Source organism: Streptomyces sp. NPDC001868, from assembly GCF_040297125.1.
Taxonomy (GTDB): domain Bacteria; phylum Actinomycetota; class Actinomycetes; order Streptomycetales; family Streptomycetaceae; genus Streptomyces.
This window is the reverse complement of record NZ_JBEOYO010000041.1, coordinates 1-16,601: the sequence shown is the minus strand read 5'-3', so window position 1 is coordinate 16,601 and position 16,601 is coordinate 1. Positions and strand designations below refer to the sequence as shown.

The following is a 16,601-nucleotide window of genomic DNA, read 5'->3' as shown; positions in this document are numbered from 1 at the left end:
CCCGCCCCGAAGACCATCCGGGCGGGTCCTTCACCGTCGTACCGACTACGCCAGCAGCGCCGGAATCGTGGCCTCGTGCGCGGTGCGCAGCTCCTCCAGGGGGAGCGTGAACTCGCCCTGGATCTCCACCGAGTCACCGTCCACGACACCGATGCGGGTGGCCGGGAGGCCCCGGGCGCCGCACATGTCGTTGAAGCGGAGTTCCTCGGAGCGGGGGACGGCCACGACGGCGCGGCCGGCCGACTCCGAGAGGAGGAAGGTGAACGCGTCCAGACCGTCGGGGACGATCAGGCGGGCGCCCTTGCCGCCGAGCAGGGCCGACTCGACGACCGCCTGGATCAGGCCGCCGTCGGAGAGGTCGTGCGCGGAGTCGATCATGCCGTCGCGGGAGGCGGAGATCAGGATCTCGGCGAGCAGGCGCTCGCGCTCCAGGTCCACGGCCGGCGGCAGTCCGCCGAGGTGGTCGTGGACGACCTGGGACCAGGCCGAACCGCCGAACTCCTCACGGGTGTCGCCGAGCAGGTAGAGGAGCTGACCCTCTTCCTGGAAGGCGACCGGGGTGCGGCGCGCGACATCGTCGATCACTCCGAGAACGGCCACCACCGGCGTCGGGTGGATCGCCACCTCGCCCGTCTGGTTGTAGAGCGAGACATTGCCGCCGGTCACCGGGGTGCCCAGCTGCTGGCAGGCGTCCGCCAGACCGCGTACGGCCTCCGCGAACTGCCACATGACCGCCGGGTCCTCGGGCGAGCCGAAGTTCAGGCAGTCGGAGACGGCGAGGGGCTTGGCGCCGGTCGTCGCCACGTTCCGGTAGGCCTCCGACAGCGCCAGCTGCGCGCCCGCGTACGGGTCCAGCTTGGCGTAGCGGCCGTTGCCGTCCGTCGCGATGGCGACGCCCAGGCCGGTCGACTCGTCGACGCGGATCATGCCGGAGTCCTCCGGCTGGGCCAGCACCGTGTTGCCCTGTACGAAGTGGTCGTACTGGGAGGTGATCCAGGACTTCGAGGCCTGGTTCGGGGACGACACCAGTGCCAGGACCTGCTCACGCAGCTCCTCGCCGGTCGCCGGGCGCGGCAGCTTGTTCGCGTCGTCCGCCTGGAGCGCGTCCTGCCACTCGGGGCGGGCGTAGGGGCGCTCGTAGACCGGGCCGTCGTGCGCGACCGTGCGCGGGTCGACGTCGACGATCTTGCCGCCGTGCCAGTAGATCTCCAGGCGGTCGCCGTCGGTGACCTCGCCGATGACCGTGGCGATGACATCCCACTTGTCGCAGATCGCGAGGAAGCGGTCGACCTTCTCCGGCTCGACGACCGCGCACATGCGTTCCTGCGACTCGCTCATGAGGATTTCCTCGGGCGAGAGGGTCGAGTCACGGAGCGGGACGTCGTCCAGGGTGACACGCATGCCGCCGGAGCCGTTGGACGCCAGCTCGCTCGTCGCGCAGGACAGACCCGCCGCACCGAGGTCCTGGATGCCGACGACCAGCTTCTCCTTGAAGGCCTCCAGGGTGCACTCGATGAGGAGCTTCTCCTGGAAGGGGTCGCCGACCTGGACCGCCGGGCGCTTGCTCGGCTTGGCGTCGTCGAAGGTCTCGCTCGCCAGGATCGAGGCGCCGCCGATGCCGTCGCCGCCCGTGCGGGCCCCGTAGAGGATGACCTTGTTGCCGGCGCCGGAGGCCTTCGCGAGGTGGATGTCCTCGTGCCGCATGACACCGATGGCACCGGCGTTGACCAGCGGGTTGCCCTGGTAGCAGGCGTCGAAGACGACCTCGCCGCCGATGTTCGGCAGGCCCAGGCAGTTGCCGTAGCCGCCGATGCCCGCGACGACGCCCGGGAGGACGCGCTTGGTGTCGGGGTGGTCGGCCGCACCGAAGCGCAGCGGGTCGACGACGGCGACCGGGCGGGCGCCCATCGCGATGATGTCGCGGACGATGCCGCCGACACCCGTGGCCGCGCCCTGGTAGGGCTCGACGTACGAAGGGTGGTTGTGCGACTCGACCTTGAAGGTGACCGCGTAGCCCTGGCCGACGTCGACCACGCCCGCGTTCTCGCCGATGCCGACGAGGAGGGCGTCCGACTGGGGCGCCTTCTCGCCGAACTGGCGGAGGTGGACCTTCGAGGACTTGTACGAGCAGTGCTCGGACCACATGACGGAGTACATGGCGAGCTCGGCCCCGGTGGGCCGGCGGCCGAGGATCTCGACGACCCGCTCGTACTCGTCCTTCTTCAGGCCCAGTTCGGCCCAGGGCAGCTCGACGTCGGGGGTCGCGGCCGCGTGCTCGACCGTGTCCAGAGGCGTCCGGCTCATGCGTTGACCAGCTTCTTGAGGATCGAGGTGAAGAAGGGGAGGCCGTCGGTGCGGCCGGTGCCGATCAGCGGCTCGACGGCGTGCTCCGGGTGCGGCATGAGGCCCACGACGTTCCCGGCCTCGTTGGTGACGCCGGCGATGTCCCGCTGGGAGCCGTTGGGGTTGAAGTCGAGGTACCGGAAGGCGACCCGGCCCTCCGCCTCCAGCTTGTCGAGCGTGTACGCGTCGGCGACGTACTGGCCGTCGTTGTTCTTCAGCGGGATGTGGATCTCCTGGCCGGCCGTGTAGTCGGTGGTCCAGGCGGTCTCGGCGTTCTCCACCCGCAGCTTCTGGTCACGGCAGATGAAGTGCAGGTGGTCGTTGCGCAGCATCGTGCCCGGCAGGAGGTGCGCCTCGGTGAGGATCTGAAAGCCGTTGCAGATACCGAGGACCGGCAGTCCGGCCTTCGCCTGCTCGATGAGCGTCTCCATCACCGGCGAGAAGCGCGCGATGGCTCCGGCGCGCAGATAGTCACCGTAGGAAAAACCGCCGCACAGCACCACGGCGTCGACCTGGTGGAGGTCCTTGTCCTTGTGCCAGAGAGCGACGGGTTCGGCACCGGCGAGCCTGATCGCACGCTGCGTGTCCCGGTCGTCGAGACTGCCGGGAAAGGTGACGACGCCAATACGAGCGGTCACTTTCCCGCCTCCGCGACTTCCTCGACCTTGACGGTGAAGTCCTCGATCACGGTGTTGGCGAGGAAGGATTCCGCCAGTGCGTGGATGCGGGCGAGCGCGGCGTCGTCCACCGGTCCGTCAACTTCCAGTTCGAATCGCTTTCCCTGACGTACGTCGGAGACGCCCTCGAAACCGAGACGCGGCAGCGCGCGCTGCACCGCCTGGCCCTGGGGGTCGAGGATCTCCGGCTTGAGCATGACGTCGACTACGACGCGTGCCACTGGCACTCCCGGTGTGTGGTGCTGAGCAGGTTCCTACAGGTGGCTTCAGACTACCCGCACAAAATTTCTACGCGAGTAGATTCGTAGGAAACTACAGGGATCCACGGAAAATCCGGGTGACGGCGGTCACGATCAGGTATCGGGTGATCACCCTCATGAAAACTTCTGGGAAAGATCCCGGATCCCTATTGCGCGAGGGACACGCGGGCGGATTAAGTCTGTCTGCACATTGCAATGCCGGGCACTGTACAAATGAATTGGCAATAGCCGATACTTTGCCCAAATAACAGCCGGACAGCCGACATCTTCCTGACGTCAGGGCACGTCAACGGAGAGATGTCGCACGAAGGGACCGATATTCGTGGCGCAGCGTGTCGTGGTCACTCTCTCCGACGACATCGACGGCTCGGAAGCGGCGGAGACGATCGCCTTCGGACTCGACGGGAAGTCGTACGAGATCGACCTGAACGAAGCCAATGCCAAGAAACTGCGTAAGGCGCTCGCGCCCTACGTGGACGCCGGCCGCAAGCGGTCGAGGTCGGGCAAGGCGTACAAGCAGACCCAGGTCGCCCCGGACCCGTCGGCGGTCCGCGCCTGGGCCCAGGCCAACAAGCTGGACGTCCCCGCGCGCGGCCGGATCCCCAAGAGGGTCTACGAGGCCTTCGCCGAGGCGCAGTAGCGCCGCCCCGTCGGCCGGTCCTCAGGGTTCGTCAGCGAGCCCCGGGGGCGGCCGACTTGGACCCCGGGGGCAACCGACTTGCGTTGCCCCCCGGCAGATCGGCTAGAGTCTGGAGCACGCCGAGGGGCAAGGCCGAAAGGCCCGGCTCACCGGAGTCACGCGGGTGTAGTTCAGTAGCAGAACATCCCCCTTCCAGGGGGAAGGCGCAGTGTGCAATTCCTGTCACCCGCTCTGATCGCTTACCAACCACTGCTGTGGATCAGGTAAAGTGGTCTACGCGCCGATCGGTGGGAGCCGGTCGGAGGCAATGCGGACGTAGCTCAGTTGGTAGAGCGCAACCTTGCCAAGGTTGAGGTCGCCAGTTCGAACCTGGTCGTCCGCTCGTGAAAGAAGGCCCCGGTCCATCGGACCGGGGCCTTCTTCGTGTCCCCACCACCGTCCTGTCGAACGTATCCCGCGTCTGACATTTGTCATGTCGAGTGATGACACCGCGCACTGCTCTTAGGCCCGTACCGCCGAGACGCTGAAGACATGAAAACGAACGGGCACGAGGACGTGAACACTCACGATCACGAGAACGTGATCGAGGTCACCGACCTGCGGCGCGTGTACGGGGGCGGTTTCGAGGCCGTACGGGGAATCACCTTCTCCGTCGGCCGGGGAGAACTCTTCGCCCTCCTGGGCACCAACGGCGCGGGCAAGACATCGACGGTCGAACTGCTGGAAGGACTCGCACCGCCGTCCGGCGGCCGGGTGCGGGTCCTCGGGCACGACCCCCACGAGGAGCGCGCGGCCGTACGCCCCCGGATCGGCGTGATGCTGCAGGAGGGCGGCTTCCCCTCCGAGCTGACCGTCGCGGAGACGGTACGGATGTGGGCCGGCTGCACCAGCGGCGCGCGGCCCCTCGGGGAGGCGCTGGAGATGGTCGGGCTCGGGCGACGGGCCGGCGTACGGGTCAAGCAGTTGTCCGGGGGTGAGAAGCGGCGCCTGGACCTGGCGCTCGCGCTCCTCGGGCGGCCCGAGGTCCTCTTCCTGGACGAGCCGACGACCGGGCTCGACGCGGAGGGCCGCCAGGACACGTGGGAGCTGGTACGGGAGTTGCGCGACGGGGGTACGACCGTGCTGCTCACCACGCACTACCTGGAGGAGGCGGAGGACCTGGCCGACCGGCTGGCCATCCTCCACGAGGGAAGCGTCGCCGCAACCGGCACCCCGGCCGAGGTGACCGCCTCCCAGCCGTCCCGTATCTCCTTCGAACTGCCCACCGGGTTCTTCCTGGGCGATCTGCCCCCGCTCGGCGAGCTGGGCGTCACCGGGCACGAGGAGACCGACCGCGTGGTGGTGCTGCGCACGAACGAACTCCAGCGGGCGGCCACCGGGCTGCTGCTGTGGGCCGAGCGGTCACGGGTCGAACTGCGGCGCCTCGAGGTCCGGTCGGCGTCGCTGGAGGAGGCGTTCCTGCGGATCGCCCGGGAGACTGCGGCGAAGTCGCGCGAGGAGGAACTGGTCGTATGAACACCCCCGTCAAGCACAGCGGTCGTACGGACGGTACGGCCAGTACGAGCCGTACCGGTGGCGCGAGTGGTGCGCGCGGTACGGGCGGTACGGGCGGTACGGGCGGTACGGGCGGTACGAGCCTCAAGGGTCGGATGGCCGCGCTCGCCCGCGCCGAGCTCACGCTGCTGGGGCGGAGCCGGGCCACGCTGTTCACGGCCTTGTTCGTGCCGTTGCTGCTGCCGCTCAGTGTGCGGACGGCCACGGACGAGATGGACCTGGGCGAGGCGGGGCTGAGCGTCGGGACGGTCATCCTGTCCGCCGCCATCGGCTTCTCGCTGCTCTTCGCGGTCTACGCCGCCCTCACCAACGTCTATGTCGTACGCCGCGAGGAACTCGTCCTGAAGCGGCTGCGGACCGGTGAACTGCGCGACCCGGAGATCCTGGTCGGGGCCGCGCTGCCCGCCGTCGGCATCGGGCTCGCGCAGTGCCTGCTCCTCGCGATCGGCTGTACGGTCCTGCTGGACGTCGGGGCACCGCCCGCGCCCCACCTGGCCGTGCTGGGGGTGCTGCTGGGCGTCGTCCTGTGCGTGGCGCTGGCGGCGCTCACCGCGACCTTCAGCCGCACCGCCGAGAGCGCGCAGATCACCAGCCTGCCGTTGATGTTCGTGTCACTGCTCGGGTCGGGCATCACCGTGCCGCTCGAAGTGCTGCCGGACCGACTGGCGTCCTTCCTCGAACTGCTGCCGCTCAGCCCCGTGATCACGCTGGTGCGCGGCGGCTGGACCGGCGACCTGTCCGCGTACGAGGCCCTGGGTGCCATGGCCACCGCGCTGGCCTGGACCGTGCTCGCGGTGTTTGCTGTACGGCGGTGGTTCCGCTGGGAACCTCGTCGATGAGGGGGGCTGAACCATGCGGGGGCCGGGGACGTGGTGGCGGGGGAAGAGCACGCCGGCGAAGGTGGAGGCGTACACGCGGTGGTCGTTCCACATGTTCGCGGCGATCGAGCTCTTCGCGGCCGGACTGCCCGCCTTCGCCGAAGTGGGGCCGGCGCCGGGCAGCTGGCTGCTGCTGCTCATGGTGGGTGTGCACGCCGGGGCCTGTGCGGTGACCGCGTCCCGGGCGCTCGACTGGACGCGCGGCCAGCGGGCCCAGCCCGTACGACTGCTGTGGGTGCTCACCGCCGTCACCGCGGTGATCGCCGTCCTCACCTTCGTGATCGCCGACCACGCGGTGAAGGGGGAGGTCTCCGACAACGCCGGCATCTTCGGCATCGTGGTGATCTTCGGCGTCGGTAACGTGACGCTCGGCGTCCGCGCCCGGAAGCGGGTCCTGGCGATCGTCGGCGGCTTCGCGACGGGCTCCGCGCTCCTGGTCCTCCTGCTGGGCACACCGGGGCCCGGCGCGCTGGTCACGGGGATGATCGTGCTGATCAGCGGTGGGGCCCTCGCCTTCACGGCCGTCTTCTCCGTCTGGCTCCTCGACGCCGTCTACGAACTCGCCGACGCCCGCGAGACCCGCGCCCGGCTCGCCGTGGCCGAGGAGCGGCTCCGGTTCGGGCGCGATCTGCACGATGTGATCGGCCGCAATCTCGCGGTCATCGCCCTGAAGAGCGAGCTGGCCGTCCAGCTGGCCCGCCGGGAACGGCCCGAGGCCGTCGAGCAGATGATCGAGGTCCAGCGGATCGCCCATGAGTCGCAGCGCGAGGTACGGGATGTCGTACGGGGGTACCGCGAGGCCGACCTCGGGGTCGAACTCTCCGGCGCACAGGGCGTGTTGGCGGCGGCCGGCATCGACTGCTCGGTCGACGGGGCGGACACCGCCGGGCTGCCCGGCGAGGTGCAGTCCGCGCTCGCCTGGGTGGTGCGGGAAGGGACGACGAACGTGCTGCGGCACGCCAACGCCGCGCAGTGCGCGGTGGTGTTGAAGGTGACGGAGGGGCAGGTGGTGCTGACCGTGGAGAACGACGGGATACGGGCCGTCGGGGACGGAAGCGGGGACGGGGACCGGGGCGGGGAGGGTTCGGTGGGGGGCGCGCACGCGCATCGTTCCGTCGGCGCCGGGTCCGGGCTCGCGGGGCTGCGGGAGCGGCTGGCGGTCGTGGACGGGACCCTGGAGGCCGGGCCGGTGGGGGCGGAGGCGTTCCGGGTGCTGGCCCGGGTGCCGCTGGGATCGGGGGCCGGATGGGGATCGGCTTCCGGATCGGCTTCGGCTTCGGCTTCGGCTTCGAGGAAAGCGGCGGCAGCTGCCGTCGGCCCGGCGGTCGGCCGAGGGAGTGCGTCATGAGCGCCGTACCGGAGGCCGCGGGGCGGCCCGTGCGGTTGTTGCTCGCCGATGACGAGCATCTGATCAGGGGGGCACTGGCCGCGTTGCTGGCGTTGGAGGACGACCTCGTGGTGGTCGCGCAGGCGGCGAGCGGGCCGGAGGCGCTGGCCATGGCACGGGCGCACGAGCCGGATGTGGCCGTGCTGGACCTCCAGATGCCCGGCGCGGACGGTGTGAGGGTCGCCACATCGCTGCGGGGCGAACTGCCGGGCTGCCGGGTTCTGATCGTGACCGGTCATGGTCGGCCGGGTCATCTGAAGCGGGCGCTTGCGGCGGGTGTGCGCGGGTTCGTCCCCAAGACCGTCAGCGCGCAGCGGCTCGCGGAGATCATCCGGACCGTGCACGCGGGGAACCGTTATGTGGACCCGGAGTTGGCGGCCGACGCGATCTCCTCCGGGGACTCGCCGCTGACCGCCCGGGAGGCCGAGGTGCTCGAATTCGCCGCCGACGGGGCGCCCGTCGCGGAGATCGCCGAGCGGGCCGCGCTGTCCCAGGGCACTGTCCGGAACTATCTGTCGTCGGCCGTCTCCAAGCTCGGGGTGGAGAACCGGCACGCGGCGGTGCGTCTCGCACGGGAGCGAGGTTGGGTATAGTAGGCCTCGCGCCACGGCGCAGCGCGGACGTAGCTCAGTTGGTAGAGCGCAACCTTGCCAAGGTTGAGGTCGCCAGTTCGAACCTGGTCGTCCGCTCTTGAGATGGTGTGAAAGAAGGCCCCGGTCCACTGGACCGGGGCCTTCTTCGTGTGTCTAGCTCCAGCTCGTGCCGGTCAGGCGCTCGTACGCCTCCACGTACTTGGCGCGGGTGGCGGCGACGATCTCCTCGGGCAGGGGCGGCGGGGGCTGCTCGCTCTTGCGGTCCCAGCCGGAGGCGTCCGAGGTCAGCCAGTCGCGGACGAACTGCTTGTCGAAGGACGGCTGGGCGCGGCCCGGCTCCCACAGATCGGCCGGCCAGAAGCGGGACGAGTCCGGGGTGAGCACCTCGTCGGCGATGACGAGGGTGTCGTCCTCGTAGCCGAACTCGAACTTGGTGTCGGCCAGGATGATCCCCCGGTCACGGGCGATGTCCCGGGCGCGGCCGTACACGGCCAGGGTCGTCTGGCGCAGCTGGGCGGCGGTCTCCGCGCCGACCTGGCGGGCGACCTCCTCGTACGACACGTTCTCGTCGTGCTCGCCGACGGCGGCCTTGGTGGCCGGGGTGAAGATCGGCGCCGGCAGCTCCGAGCCGTCGACCAGGCCCTCGGGGAGGGCGAGGCCGCAGACCGTACGGGAGTCGTTGTACTCCAGCAGGCCCGAGCCGGTGAGGTAACCGCGGGCCACGGCCTCCACCGGGACCATCCGCAGGGACTTGCAGATCAGGGTGCGGCCCGCCCAGTCGGCGGGGGCGTCGGCCGGGAGCTCGGTGCTCAGGACGTGGTTCGGGGCCAGGTCGGCGAGCTGGTCGAACCACCAGAGGGACAGCTGCGTCAGGACGCGCCCCTTGTCGGGGATCTCCGTCGGCAGCACCCAGTCGAACGCGGACGTTCGGTCGCTGGCGACCATCACGAGGTCGCCCGCCTCGTTCTGGTACAGCTCGCGCACCTTGCCGGTGTGCAGATGCACCAGGCCCGGAACCTGAACAGGCTCGGGCTTTTCTACGAATCCGGACACGGTTCCTCCCCGTGGTGATGTCCAAGTGGCTCGATTCTCCCGTATGCGGGCGACCGATCATGGCCAGGGGTGGCGCCGACGGAGTGCCGTACGGGACTCAGTCGCGTTTGCAGATGCGGTCCAGGAGGTTTGCTGTGGCCCGCTGGACACGGGTGTCGACGTGGCCCGGACGGTCCAGGGCCGGGGACCAGGCGAACGTCCCGGATGCGAAGACCCAGGCGCCGGAGGGGGCTCGGTAGAGGGAGGTCTCCTGGTGGCGGATGGTGTCGTCGCTGTCCCGGTACGGGGAGTGGGCGAGGAGCATACGGCCCTGGTGCTCGGGGAGCGGGGTGCGCGGGAAGTAGCGGTCGGCCTCGCCGGCGACCATGCCCGCCAGCTCGTCGTTCTCATGGGCGCCGGTCGCGTCCCAGAGCCAGTGGTCGGCGTTGCGCACGACCAGGGGGTGGGGTTCGGGGACCCGGCCCTCGTACTGGATGCCCATCAACTGCTGCTCGGGGCGGTCGATTTCGCGCCACAGTGCGGGTTTGCCGGGGCCCCGGCGTTTTCGGCAGGTGAGGAGGCGGTCGGGGACACCGGACGGGGACGGGCTCAGCTCCACCTGCCAGTACATGGTGTTGGAGGAGAGGAAGACGAGCGAGGTGCCGCCGTCCCGGGCCAGCTCGGCGGTGCGGCGCATCTGCGGCGACCAGTACTCGTCGTGACCCGGGAAGACCAGCCCCCGGTAGCGGGTGGGGTCGACGCGGCCTGAGTGCAGGTCGCGGGCGTCGGCGTAGGCGAGGTCGTAGCCGTAGCGCTCGGCCCAGCGGATGAAGTCGTAAGCGTGCCCGACATGGAGGGGGAGGCCCGCGCCGGCGTACGGGCGGTCGAAGGAGACGGTCGTCGCCGCGTCGGACTCGCCGAGCAGCCGGCCCTCCTCGTCCCAGGCGTGGTAGAGGCTGGCGCCGGTGCGGCCGTCCTCCGGATACAGGTTGTACGCCTGCCAGGTGATGTCCGGGAGCAGGAGCAGCAGGTCGGCCTGGCGGTCGTCGCGGATGGTGAACGGGACGTGGGAGCGGTAGCCGTCGGCCGTGGTCAGGACGGCGACGTACGCGCCGACGTTCCAGTAGCTCGGGATCTGCAGCCGCCAGGAGAGCCACCAGTGGTGGCAGGAGACCGTGCGGTCGGCGGTCAGGGGTGGGGGCTGGACGATGCCGGAGAGGCGGGGGCTGGTGGTGATCTTCGCCGCGCCGTCGCCGCTGTAGTGGCCGATGCGATAGATGTCGACGCCGAATTCCTGGGGCGGGTCCACGGTGATGTGGAAGTCGATGGACTCGCCGGGGGCGGCGGCGCCGGTCGCCGTGAAGCCCTTGATCTGCCGGTGCACGTCGTCGGCGGAGCGGGGGCCCGGCGGGGTGCGCGGTGCGGGGACGCGGGCACGGGTGCCTTTGGCCGGGGTGGTCGGCTCGGGCGGGCCCGGCTCCACGTACCAGGGGACCACGTGGCCCGTGTCGTCGAAGTACGTCACATTGCCCCGTAGCCAGGGGACCGGGCCCTGGCCGAAGGGGTCCGTCACGGCGTGGGCGAGGGCGCCCGATTCCCAACGGCGGATGTGGTGCTGCTCGGAGCCCATTCGCTCTCCCCTCCCTCGTCCCCCGTGAGCTGTCGCAAGCCCTTGCTATGTACGCGATCGGTCCCAGCACATCACATTACGCACGCGCTCCGTCACCGTTCGTCGCGAATTGTCGAGAGTGGAACGGTGAGGTCCGGATGCGGAGTTGGGCGGGCGGGTGAGTGGGGGTGGGTCAGGGGACGGTTGTGGGTGGTTGGTGGTGGTGGACGGTGGTGATCGTCGACGGGGTGGCCGTGGGTTGTCGTGGGTTGTCGTGGGTTGTCGTGGCTGGTCAGGGCCGGTGGGCCCGGGGCCGGGGACGAGTAGGCCGGGGGACGAGTGGGTCGGGGCCGGCCGGTCCGGAGGGGTGGGGCGGGGCCGTGGTCGGGGTGCGGTCAGACCAGGCGGACCGGTTTCTCCGGGCGGACGCCGAGGCGGCGGAGCCAGTCGCGGAGGGGGGCGGGGTCGCCGTCCTCGACGAGGGTCAGGACCTGGGGGGCGAGGTCGGCCGCCCGTACGCCGTCGACGAGGAGGGAGGGGCCGTCCAGCCAGTCCAGGCCCGGGGTCGCGCCCGCCGTGTCCATGGCCGCGCAGCACACCATCGCGGCGACGTGCTCCGTCAGCAGCTCACGGCCCGTGCGGGGCGGCTGCATCGGGAACAGCGGCAGCAGCCCGTCGTCCCACAGCGCCCGGTCCGGTCCCTGCGCCTCGGCTCCGCCGGCCGTTGTGTGTACGGCGGCCGGGGCCGCGGCCTCCTCCCGGGCCAGCTCGGTGGTCAGAGCGAGGGCGAGAGCGGCGGAGCGGGGGTTGGAGAGACGGGGTTCGTCGTCGTCGCCATCGCGTTCGTCGTCGCTGCCGACGTTGACGTCCCCGTCACCGTCGTGGCCGCCGCCGTGACCGCCGTCGGCACCGTCGTGGCCGCCGCTGGCACAGTCGTGGTCGCCGCCGTGACCGCCGTGGTCGCCGCCGGCACCGTCGTGGTCGGCGCCGTGGTCGCCGTCGGCGCGCGGGGATATGTGGTGCGGGTCCGGCTCCTGGGCGGGGTGGTGAGCGTGCTCGTCGGCTTGAGGGGCTTCGGGGTACGGGGTGCGGTCAGTGGCGTGAGGGGCTTCGGGGGTCGGACGGCGATCGGCGGTGGGCCCGGGGCCCCGCTCGTGCTGCTCGTGCTGCTCGTGCTCTTCGGTGAGGCTCGGGTGCGGCTCGTGCCCGGTGGTGGTTCCGGGGGCCGGGTCCGGGGTCGGCGGCTGGGTGGTCAGGTGGCTCAGGACGCGGGACAGGGTGGGGCCGCTGGGGGCCGGGCCGGTCGGGTCGGTGGTGGGGGCGCCGGCGGTGTGGCGGACGCCCAGGGCGTCGAGGACGCGGTGGAGGCGGGCGGCGTCGGTGCGCCATTTGCGGTCGACGACCTCGTCCGGGTACTCGTGCCAGTCGACCGGGGACCAGTCGGGGCCCGACTCGGCGGGCCCGCCGTGGAAGAGGCGGGCGGCGAGGAGGGACGCGGCCTCGTCGACCGTGCCGGGCTCTTCGAGGAGGTCGCACGCGGGGCGCTCGCCGAGCCGGGAGGCGAAGCCCTCGGCGAGGCGGTCGCGGCGGGACAGCTCCGTGAGCGCGGCGACGACACCCGCGTCCAGGCGGGACGGCCAGCGGCCCATCCGCCAGGCGGGCAGCGCGACCCGGGTGAGGAGGCGGTCCCAGCCGGCGTAGGCCAGGCCGACCTGCTCCTGGGCGACGATCCGCAGACCGTAGTCCACAGCCTGTGCACGCTCGGCGGCAGCGGCGGCGACCCCGCGCTCCATCTCGGCCGCGTGCCCCCGGCAGCCGCGCAGCAGCAGCCGGGTCACCCAGCCGACGCCGGCCAGCACCGTACGCACGAGCGGGCCGTGCGTCGGGGCCGAGGTGACGGCCACGGCGGCGTCCAGCCCCCGGACGAAACGGCGGGCCGCGGCTATGTCCGGGTGCGCCGAAGGTCCCGTACCCGCGACGACCGGTGCCAGCACCGCTCGTAGCTCACCGACCCGCATCCACCACAGGAACGGTGAGCCGATGACGAGCACCGGGGCGGTGGGCGCGCGGTGCCGGCGGGGAGAGGTGAGGCCGGACTCCGGGCCGGACTGCAGCCGGGACCGCCGGCCGGGCGACGATTCGCGGACACCCGCCATCTCGTCGGCGCCGTCGGACGCGTCCCCGTCGGACGAGGACGGGGTGGGCCGGTGCGGGGCGGGGGCGTTGTGGGAGGGGTGGGTGCGGTCCTCCAGCCAGCTGTCGCAGTCCGGGGTGAGCGCTATCGCGGAGGGGGCCGGGACGTCCAGGCGGTCGGCCAGGTCCCGGACCAGGCGGTAGAGATCGGGGGCGGCCGCCTCGGTGATCGAGACCGTGGGGCTCACGGCGGGCCGGGCTCGGGCGACGACGAGCGCGATGCCCGCGGCGGCGAGCAGCACCACGGCGGCGAGGCCGGACACGACCCGGCTCGCCATGGACCAGCCCGGCCCGGTCAGATGGCCGGTCCAGCCGCCGGCCAGCAGGACGACGGCGACGGCCGCGGGCAGCAGTGCCACGGCCAGCGCCCTGCTGCGGATTCGCAGCACGGCGAGGGCCCGCGAGCGCGCGGCCCGCGCGCCCGCCTCCTCACCACCTGCCATACCGGTCACGACCCGACGTCACCCCCTGCTGTCCCGTGCGGCGCGTTCCGTGGCGCCTGCGACGACTGCTCTTCGCAGTGGTCGCCGCCGAATGCCCTGACGTTGCTCACTCCCCCACTGTGGCACCCACCACTGACATCGCAATGCCGGTGGGCCAAGTGCCGGAACGCTTGCGCCGCACCCTAGTTGGGGCCCCGGCCGCCGTCAGCCGGATGGACCATCGCTCACTCGATGGAATGGCTTTGGGGAGAGGTGAATGACGCTGGGCAAGGATCGGGCCCCGGATTCCGACGGATTCTCCAGGGGTTCCTGGGGGTCTCCGAGGGATTCCGGGGCCTGGGGTTCGTACCCGTTGATGGCGCTTCGCATGCGGATGTCGCGAAGGGGGCGGATGTGTTCGGTTGCGTGGGAATGCGTCAGGGCGGGCGTGGACGGAAGCGGCCGGGCGTGGACGGAAGCAGGCGGGCGTGGACGGGCGGAGCGCCGGTCGTCAGCCGGTCATGCCTCGGCCGCCGCCTTCGCCGCGATGTCCGAACGGTGCTGGGAGCCGTCGAGGCCGATCCGGGCGACGGCCGTGTACGCGCGGTCGCGGGCCTGGGTGAGGTCCTTGCCGGTGGCCGTGACGGAGAGGACGCGGCCACCGGCGCTGACGACGTCGTCACCGGCGCGCTGGGTACCGGCGTGCAGGACGTACGCGTGCGGGGCGTCCACGGCGGCCACCTCGTCGAGGCCGGTGATGGGGTCGCCGGTGCGCGGCGTGCCCGGGTAGTTGTGCGAGGCCACGACCACGGTGACGGCCGCGTCCGCGCTCCAGCGGAGGGGTTCGAGGTCGCCGAGGGTGCCGTTGGCGGCGGCCAGCAGGACACCGGCCAGCGGGGTCTTGAGGCGGGCGAGGACGACCTGGGTCTCCGGGTCGCCGAACCGGGCGTTGAACTCGATCACCCGTACGCCTCGGCTGGTGATCGCCAGGCCCGCGTAGAGCAGGCCGGAGAACGGGGTGCCGCGGCGCCGCATCTCGTCGACCGTCGGCTGCAGCACGGTCTGCAGCACCTCGTCGACCAGCTTCGGGTCGGCCCAGGGGAGCGGCGAGTACGCGCCCATGCCACCGGTGTTGGGGCCCTCGTCGCCGTCGAGCGCGCGCTTGAAGTCCTGCGCGGGCTGGAGCGGGAGGACGGTCACGCCGTCGGTGACGGCGAAGAGGGAGACCTCGGGGCCGTCGAGGAACTCCTCGATGACGACCCGGCCGCAGGCGAGCGCGTGCTCACGGGCCTGGGCGAGGTCCGCCGTCACGACGACGCCCTTGCCGGCCGCGAGCCCGTCGTCCTTCACGACGTACGGCGCGCCGAACGCGTCCAGGGCCTCGTCGATCTCCTCGGCGGTCGTGCAGACGTACGACCGCGCGGTGGGGACGCCCGCCCCGGCCATGACCTCCTTGGCGAAGGCCTTGGAGCCCTCCAGCTGGGCCGCCTCGCCGGACGGGCCGAACACCGGGATGCCCGCCTCGCGCACGGCGTCGGCGACACCCGCGACCAGCGGGGCCTCCGGCCCCACGATCACCAGGTCGGCCTCCAGCCGGGTGGCCAGCGCTGCCACGGCGGCGCCGTCCAGCGCGTCGACCGCGTGCAGTTCGGCCACCTCCGCGATGCCCGCGTTGCCGGGAGCGCAGTGGAGTGCGGTGACATCGGAATCGAGGGACAGCGAACGGCAGAGCGCGTGCTCACGAGCACCGGTACCAATGACGAGGACCTTCACGGGGTCAGCCTAGCCGGAGGGGGCGGGGGGCTTTGTGCGGGCTTCCGAGGAGTGGGACGGTGGGGGTTCGTCGGATCGTACGAAGGGGTGGCGGGGAATCGTACGAAGAGGTGGTGGGGGATCGTGCGAGGGATGGTGGGGAGCCGGGGTTGCCTGCGGCGGCGGACCGGCCGGGGGTCCTCTGCCGCGAGCCTTCCGACGGTCCAATCGGCCCGCCCAGCCCGCTAAGGCCTCCGGGCCCATCCAGGCCTACGGGCCCACCCGGTCCTTCCAGCCCGCCCGGCCCACCTGGGCCTCCGAGCCTTCAGGCCTTCGGGCTTTGTGGGTCTCCGAGCCTCTGGGCTTTGCGGGCCTCCGGGCCCATCCAGCGCTCCCTGGGCTTCTGCTCCTCCCAGGGCTTCTGGCCTCCCGGGGCTTCTGGCCTTCCTCTCCTGCCGTGGCTGACTCGCTACTCGTTCGCGATCTCCTCCACCACGGTCGCCCCCAGTTCTCGGACGATCAGGTCGTGGCCGGAGAGGGCGGACTCGTCGAGGTCGGGGTCGTCGTCCTCAGGGGTGTCGTCCTCGGGGGAGACGGGCGGGGGTTCGGGGGCCGGGGGTGGTGCGGGGGCGGCGGGCCGGGCCGCCGGGGCCGACTGGTGGGGCGCGGCCTGGCCCGGGGACGCCGGGCGAGGGGCTGCCGGGGCCGAGGCCTGGGGTGCGGCGGGACGTGACGCGGGGGCCGGGGAGCCGCCGTAGCCGCCGCCCGTGCCGCCTCCGCCGTAACCACCGCCTCCGTAGCCACCGGCGGCCGGCGCGGGGGACCCGTAACCGCCGGGGGCGGCCGGTGGGGCCGAGCCGCCCGAGGTGTCGATGACCGCCTCGATCTTCCAGTGCACGTTGAACTGCTCGGCCAGGGCCGCCTTCAGTACGTCCTCGCTGCCGCTGCTCGCGAAGTTGTCCCGGGCGCCCGCGTTGACGAAGCCGATCTGCAGGGTGGTGCCGTCGAAGCCGGCCACGTGCGCGTTCTGGCTGAGCAGGATCCAGGTGAAGCGGCGGCGGTTCTTGACCGTCTCCAGGATGTTCGGCCAGAGCGTGCGGGGGTCGGGGCCGCCGGGGGCCGGGTTGTAGGCGGCGGGGGCCTGGGGCGCGGCCGGGGGGCCGGGCTGGGCGTACGCCGGGGGCGGGCCCGAGGCGGGGGCCGGGGTCGGGCCGGGGGCGGGCGCGGTCCCGGGAGCGGAGCCGCCACCGGCGGGGGCGGC

At 71.8% G+C, this 16,601-nt stretch carries 12 protein-coding genes, 3 tRNA genes and 1 pseudogene; 8 read left to right on the top strand and 8 right to left on the bottom strand.

The window, feature by feature from the left end:
- Nucleotides 1-45: 45 nt before the first annotated feature.
- Genes purL through purS form a run of 3 tightly spaced genes read right to left on the bottom strand, consistent with a single transcriptional unit; the run spans nt 46 to nt 3,241 of the window.
- On the bottom strand, nt 46-2,304 hold the full coding sequence (gene purL / locus ABT147_RS34210; protein ID WP_351413507.1) for a phosphoribosylformylglycinamidine synthase subunit PurL: 2,259 nt from the start codon (nt 2,302-2,304) through the stop codon (nt 46-48).
- Nucleotides 2,301-2,981 (bottom strand): phosphoribosylformylglycinamidine synthase subunit PurQ, encoded by a 681-nt coding sequence (gene purQ, locus ABT147_RS34205; protein ID WP_351413505.1) that lies wholly within the window; start codon nt 2,979-2,981, stop codon nt 2,301-2,303. Before purQ ends, purL begins: the two co-directional genes overlap by 4 nt.
- Nucleotides 2,978-3,241 (bottom strand): phosphoribosylformylglycinamidine synthase subunit PurS, encoded by a 264-nt coding sequence (purS, locus tag ABT147_RS34200; protein ID WP_351413503.1) that lies wholly within the window; start codon nt 3,239-3,241, stop codon nt 2,978-2,980. Before purS ends, purQ begins: the two co-directional genes overlap by 4 nt.
- A 361-nt stretch (nt 3,242-3,602) precedes the next feature.
- Here purS and ABT147_RS34195 point away from each other — a divergent pair, with 361 nt between their 5' ends.
- The 8 genes from ABT147_RS34195 (at nt 3,603) to ABT147_RS34160 (ending at nt 8,428) form a co-directional block, all read left to right on the top strand.
- The gene (locus tag ABT147_RS34195; protein WP_351413501.1) at nt 3,603-3,920 is read left to right on the top strand and encodes a histone-like nucleoid-structuring protein Lsr2; all 318 of its coding nucleotides are present in this window, start codon (nt 3,603-3,605) and stop codon (nt 3,918-3,920) included.
- 159 nt (nt 3,921-4,079) lie between these two features.
- A tRNA-Gly gene (locus ABT147_RS34190) sits at nt 4,080-4,151 on the top strand.
- A gap of 78 nt (nt 4,152-4,229) precedes the next feature.
- Nucleotides 4,230-4,302, top strand: a tRNA-Gly gene (locus ABT147_RS34185).
- Between the two features lie 149 nt (nt 4,303-4,451).
- A complete protein-coding gene (locus ABT147_RS34180) occupies nt 4,452-5,435 on the top strand; it encodes an ABC transporter ATP-binding protein (protein WP_351413499.1) in 984 nt (327 codons plus the stop codon).
- A 134-nt stretch (nt 5,436-5,569) separates the two neighbouring features.
- The gene (locus ABT147_RS34175) at nt 5,570-6,313 is read left to right on the top strand and encodes an ABC transporter permease (protein WP_351413586.1); all 744 of its coding nucleotides are present in this window, start codon (nt 5,570-5,572) and stop codon (nt 6,311-6,313) included.
- A 13-nt stretch (nt 6,314-6,326) separates the two neighbouring features.
- Nucleotides 6,327-7,700 carry a sensor histidine kinase gene (locus ABT147_RS34170; RefSeq protein ID WP_351413497.1) on the top strand — a complete coding sequence of 458 codons (1,374 nt, stop codon included), beginning with the start codon at nt 6,327-6,329 and terminating at the stop codon, nt 7,698-7,700.
- Nucleotides 7,697-8,332 (top strand): response regulator, encoded by a 636-nt coding sequence (locus tag ABT147_RS34165; protein WP_351413495.1) that lies wholly within the window; start codon nt 7,697-7,699, stop codon nt 8,330-8,332. The genes ABT147_RS34170 and ABT147_RS34165 overlap by 4 nt, the downstream gene beginning before the upstream one ends.
- Before the next feature lie 23 nt (nt 8,333-8,355).
- Nucleotides 8,356-8,428 (top strand) — tRNA-Gly (locus ABT147_RS34160).
- A gap of 57 nt (nt 8,429-8,485) precedes the next feature.
- Here ABT147_RS34160 and ABT147_RS34155 read toward each other — a convergent pair.
- From ABT147_RS34155 to ABT147_RS34135, 5 genes and pseudogenes are all read right to left on the bottom strand, one after another.
- Entirely contained in the window at nt 8,486-9,385 is a 900-nt protein-coding gene (locus ABT147_RS34155; RefSeq protein WP_351413493.1) for a phosphoribosylaminoimidazolesuccinocarboxamide synthase, read from the bottom strand.
- Nucleotides 9,386-9,482: 97 nt separating this feature from the next.
- Nucleotides 9,483-10,994, bottom strand: coding sequence for a N,N-dimethylformamidase beta subunit family domain-containing protein (locus ABT147_RS34150; RefSeq protein WP_351413491.1), 1,512 nt, complete (start codon nt 10,992-10,994; stop codon nt 9,483-9,485).
- Nucleotides 10,995-11,368: 374 nt separating this feature from the next.
- Complete coding sequence (locus ABT147_RS34145; RefSeq protein ID WP_351413584.1) at nt 11,369-13,609, bottom strand: hypothetical protein; 2,241 nt, start codon at nt 13,607-13,609, stop codon at nt 11,369-11,371.
- A gap of 498 nt (nt 13,610-14,107) precedes the next feature.
- On the bottom strand, nt 14,108-15,361 hold the full coding sequence (gene purD, locus ABT147_RS34140) for a phosphoribosylamine--glycine ligase (RefSeq protein ID WP_351413489.1): 1,254 nt from the start codon (nt 15,359-15,361) through the stop codon (nt 14,108-14,110).
- Between the two features lie 448 nt (nt 15,362-15,809).
- Nucleotides 15,810-16,601: pseudogene (locus ABT147_RS34135) on the bottom strand (DNA polymerase III subunit gamma and tau); the annotation flags it as partial.

Coding starts and splice junctions, on each gene's coding strand:
- ABT147_RS34180 (WP_351413499.1), top strand. CDS start 4,452: ATGAAAACGAACGGGCACGAGGACGTGAACACTCACGATCACGAGAAC.
- ABT147_RS34150 (WP_351413491.1), bottom strand. CDS start 10,994: ATGGGCTCCGAGCAGCACCACATCCGCCGTTGGGAATCGGGCGCCCTC.
- ABT147_RS34170 (WP_351413497.1), top strand. CDS start 6,327: ATGCGGGGGCCGGGGACGTGGTGGCGGGGGAAGAGCACGCCGGCGAAG.
- ABT147_RS34175 (WP_351413586.1), top strand. CDS start 5,570: ATGGCCGCGCTCGCCCGCGCCGAGCTCACGCTGCTGGGGCGGAGCCGG.
- purL (WP_351413507.1), bottom strand. CDS start 2,304: ATGAGCCGGACGCCTCTGGACACGGTCGAGCACGCGGCCGCGACCCCC.
- ABT147_RS34165 (WP_351413495.1), top strand. CDS start 7,697: ATGAGCGCCGTACCGGAGGCCGCGGGGCGGCCCGTGCGGTTGTTGCTC.
- ABT147_RS34145 (WP_351413584.1), bottom strand. CDS start 13,609: ATGGCAGGTGGTGAGGAGGCGGGCGCGCGGGCCGCGCGCTCGCGGGCC.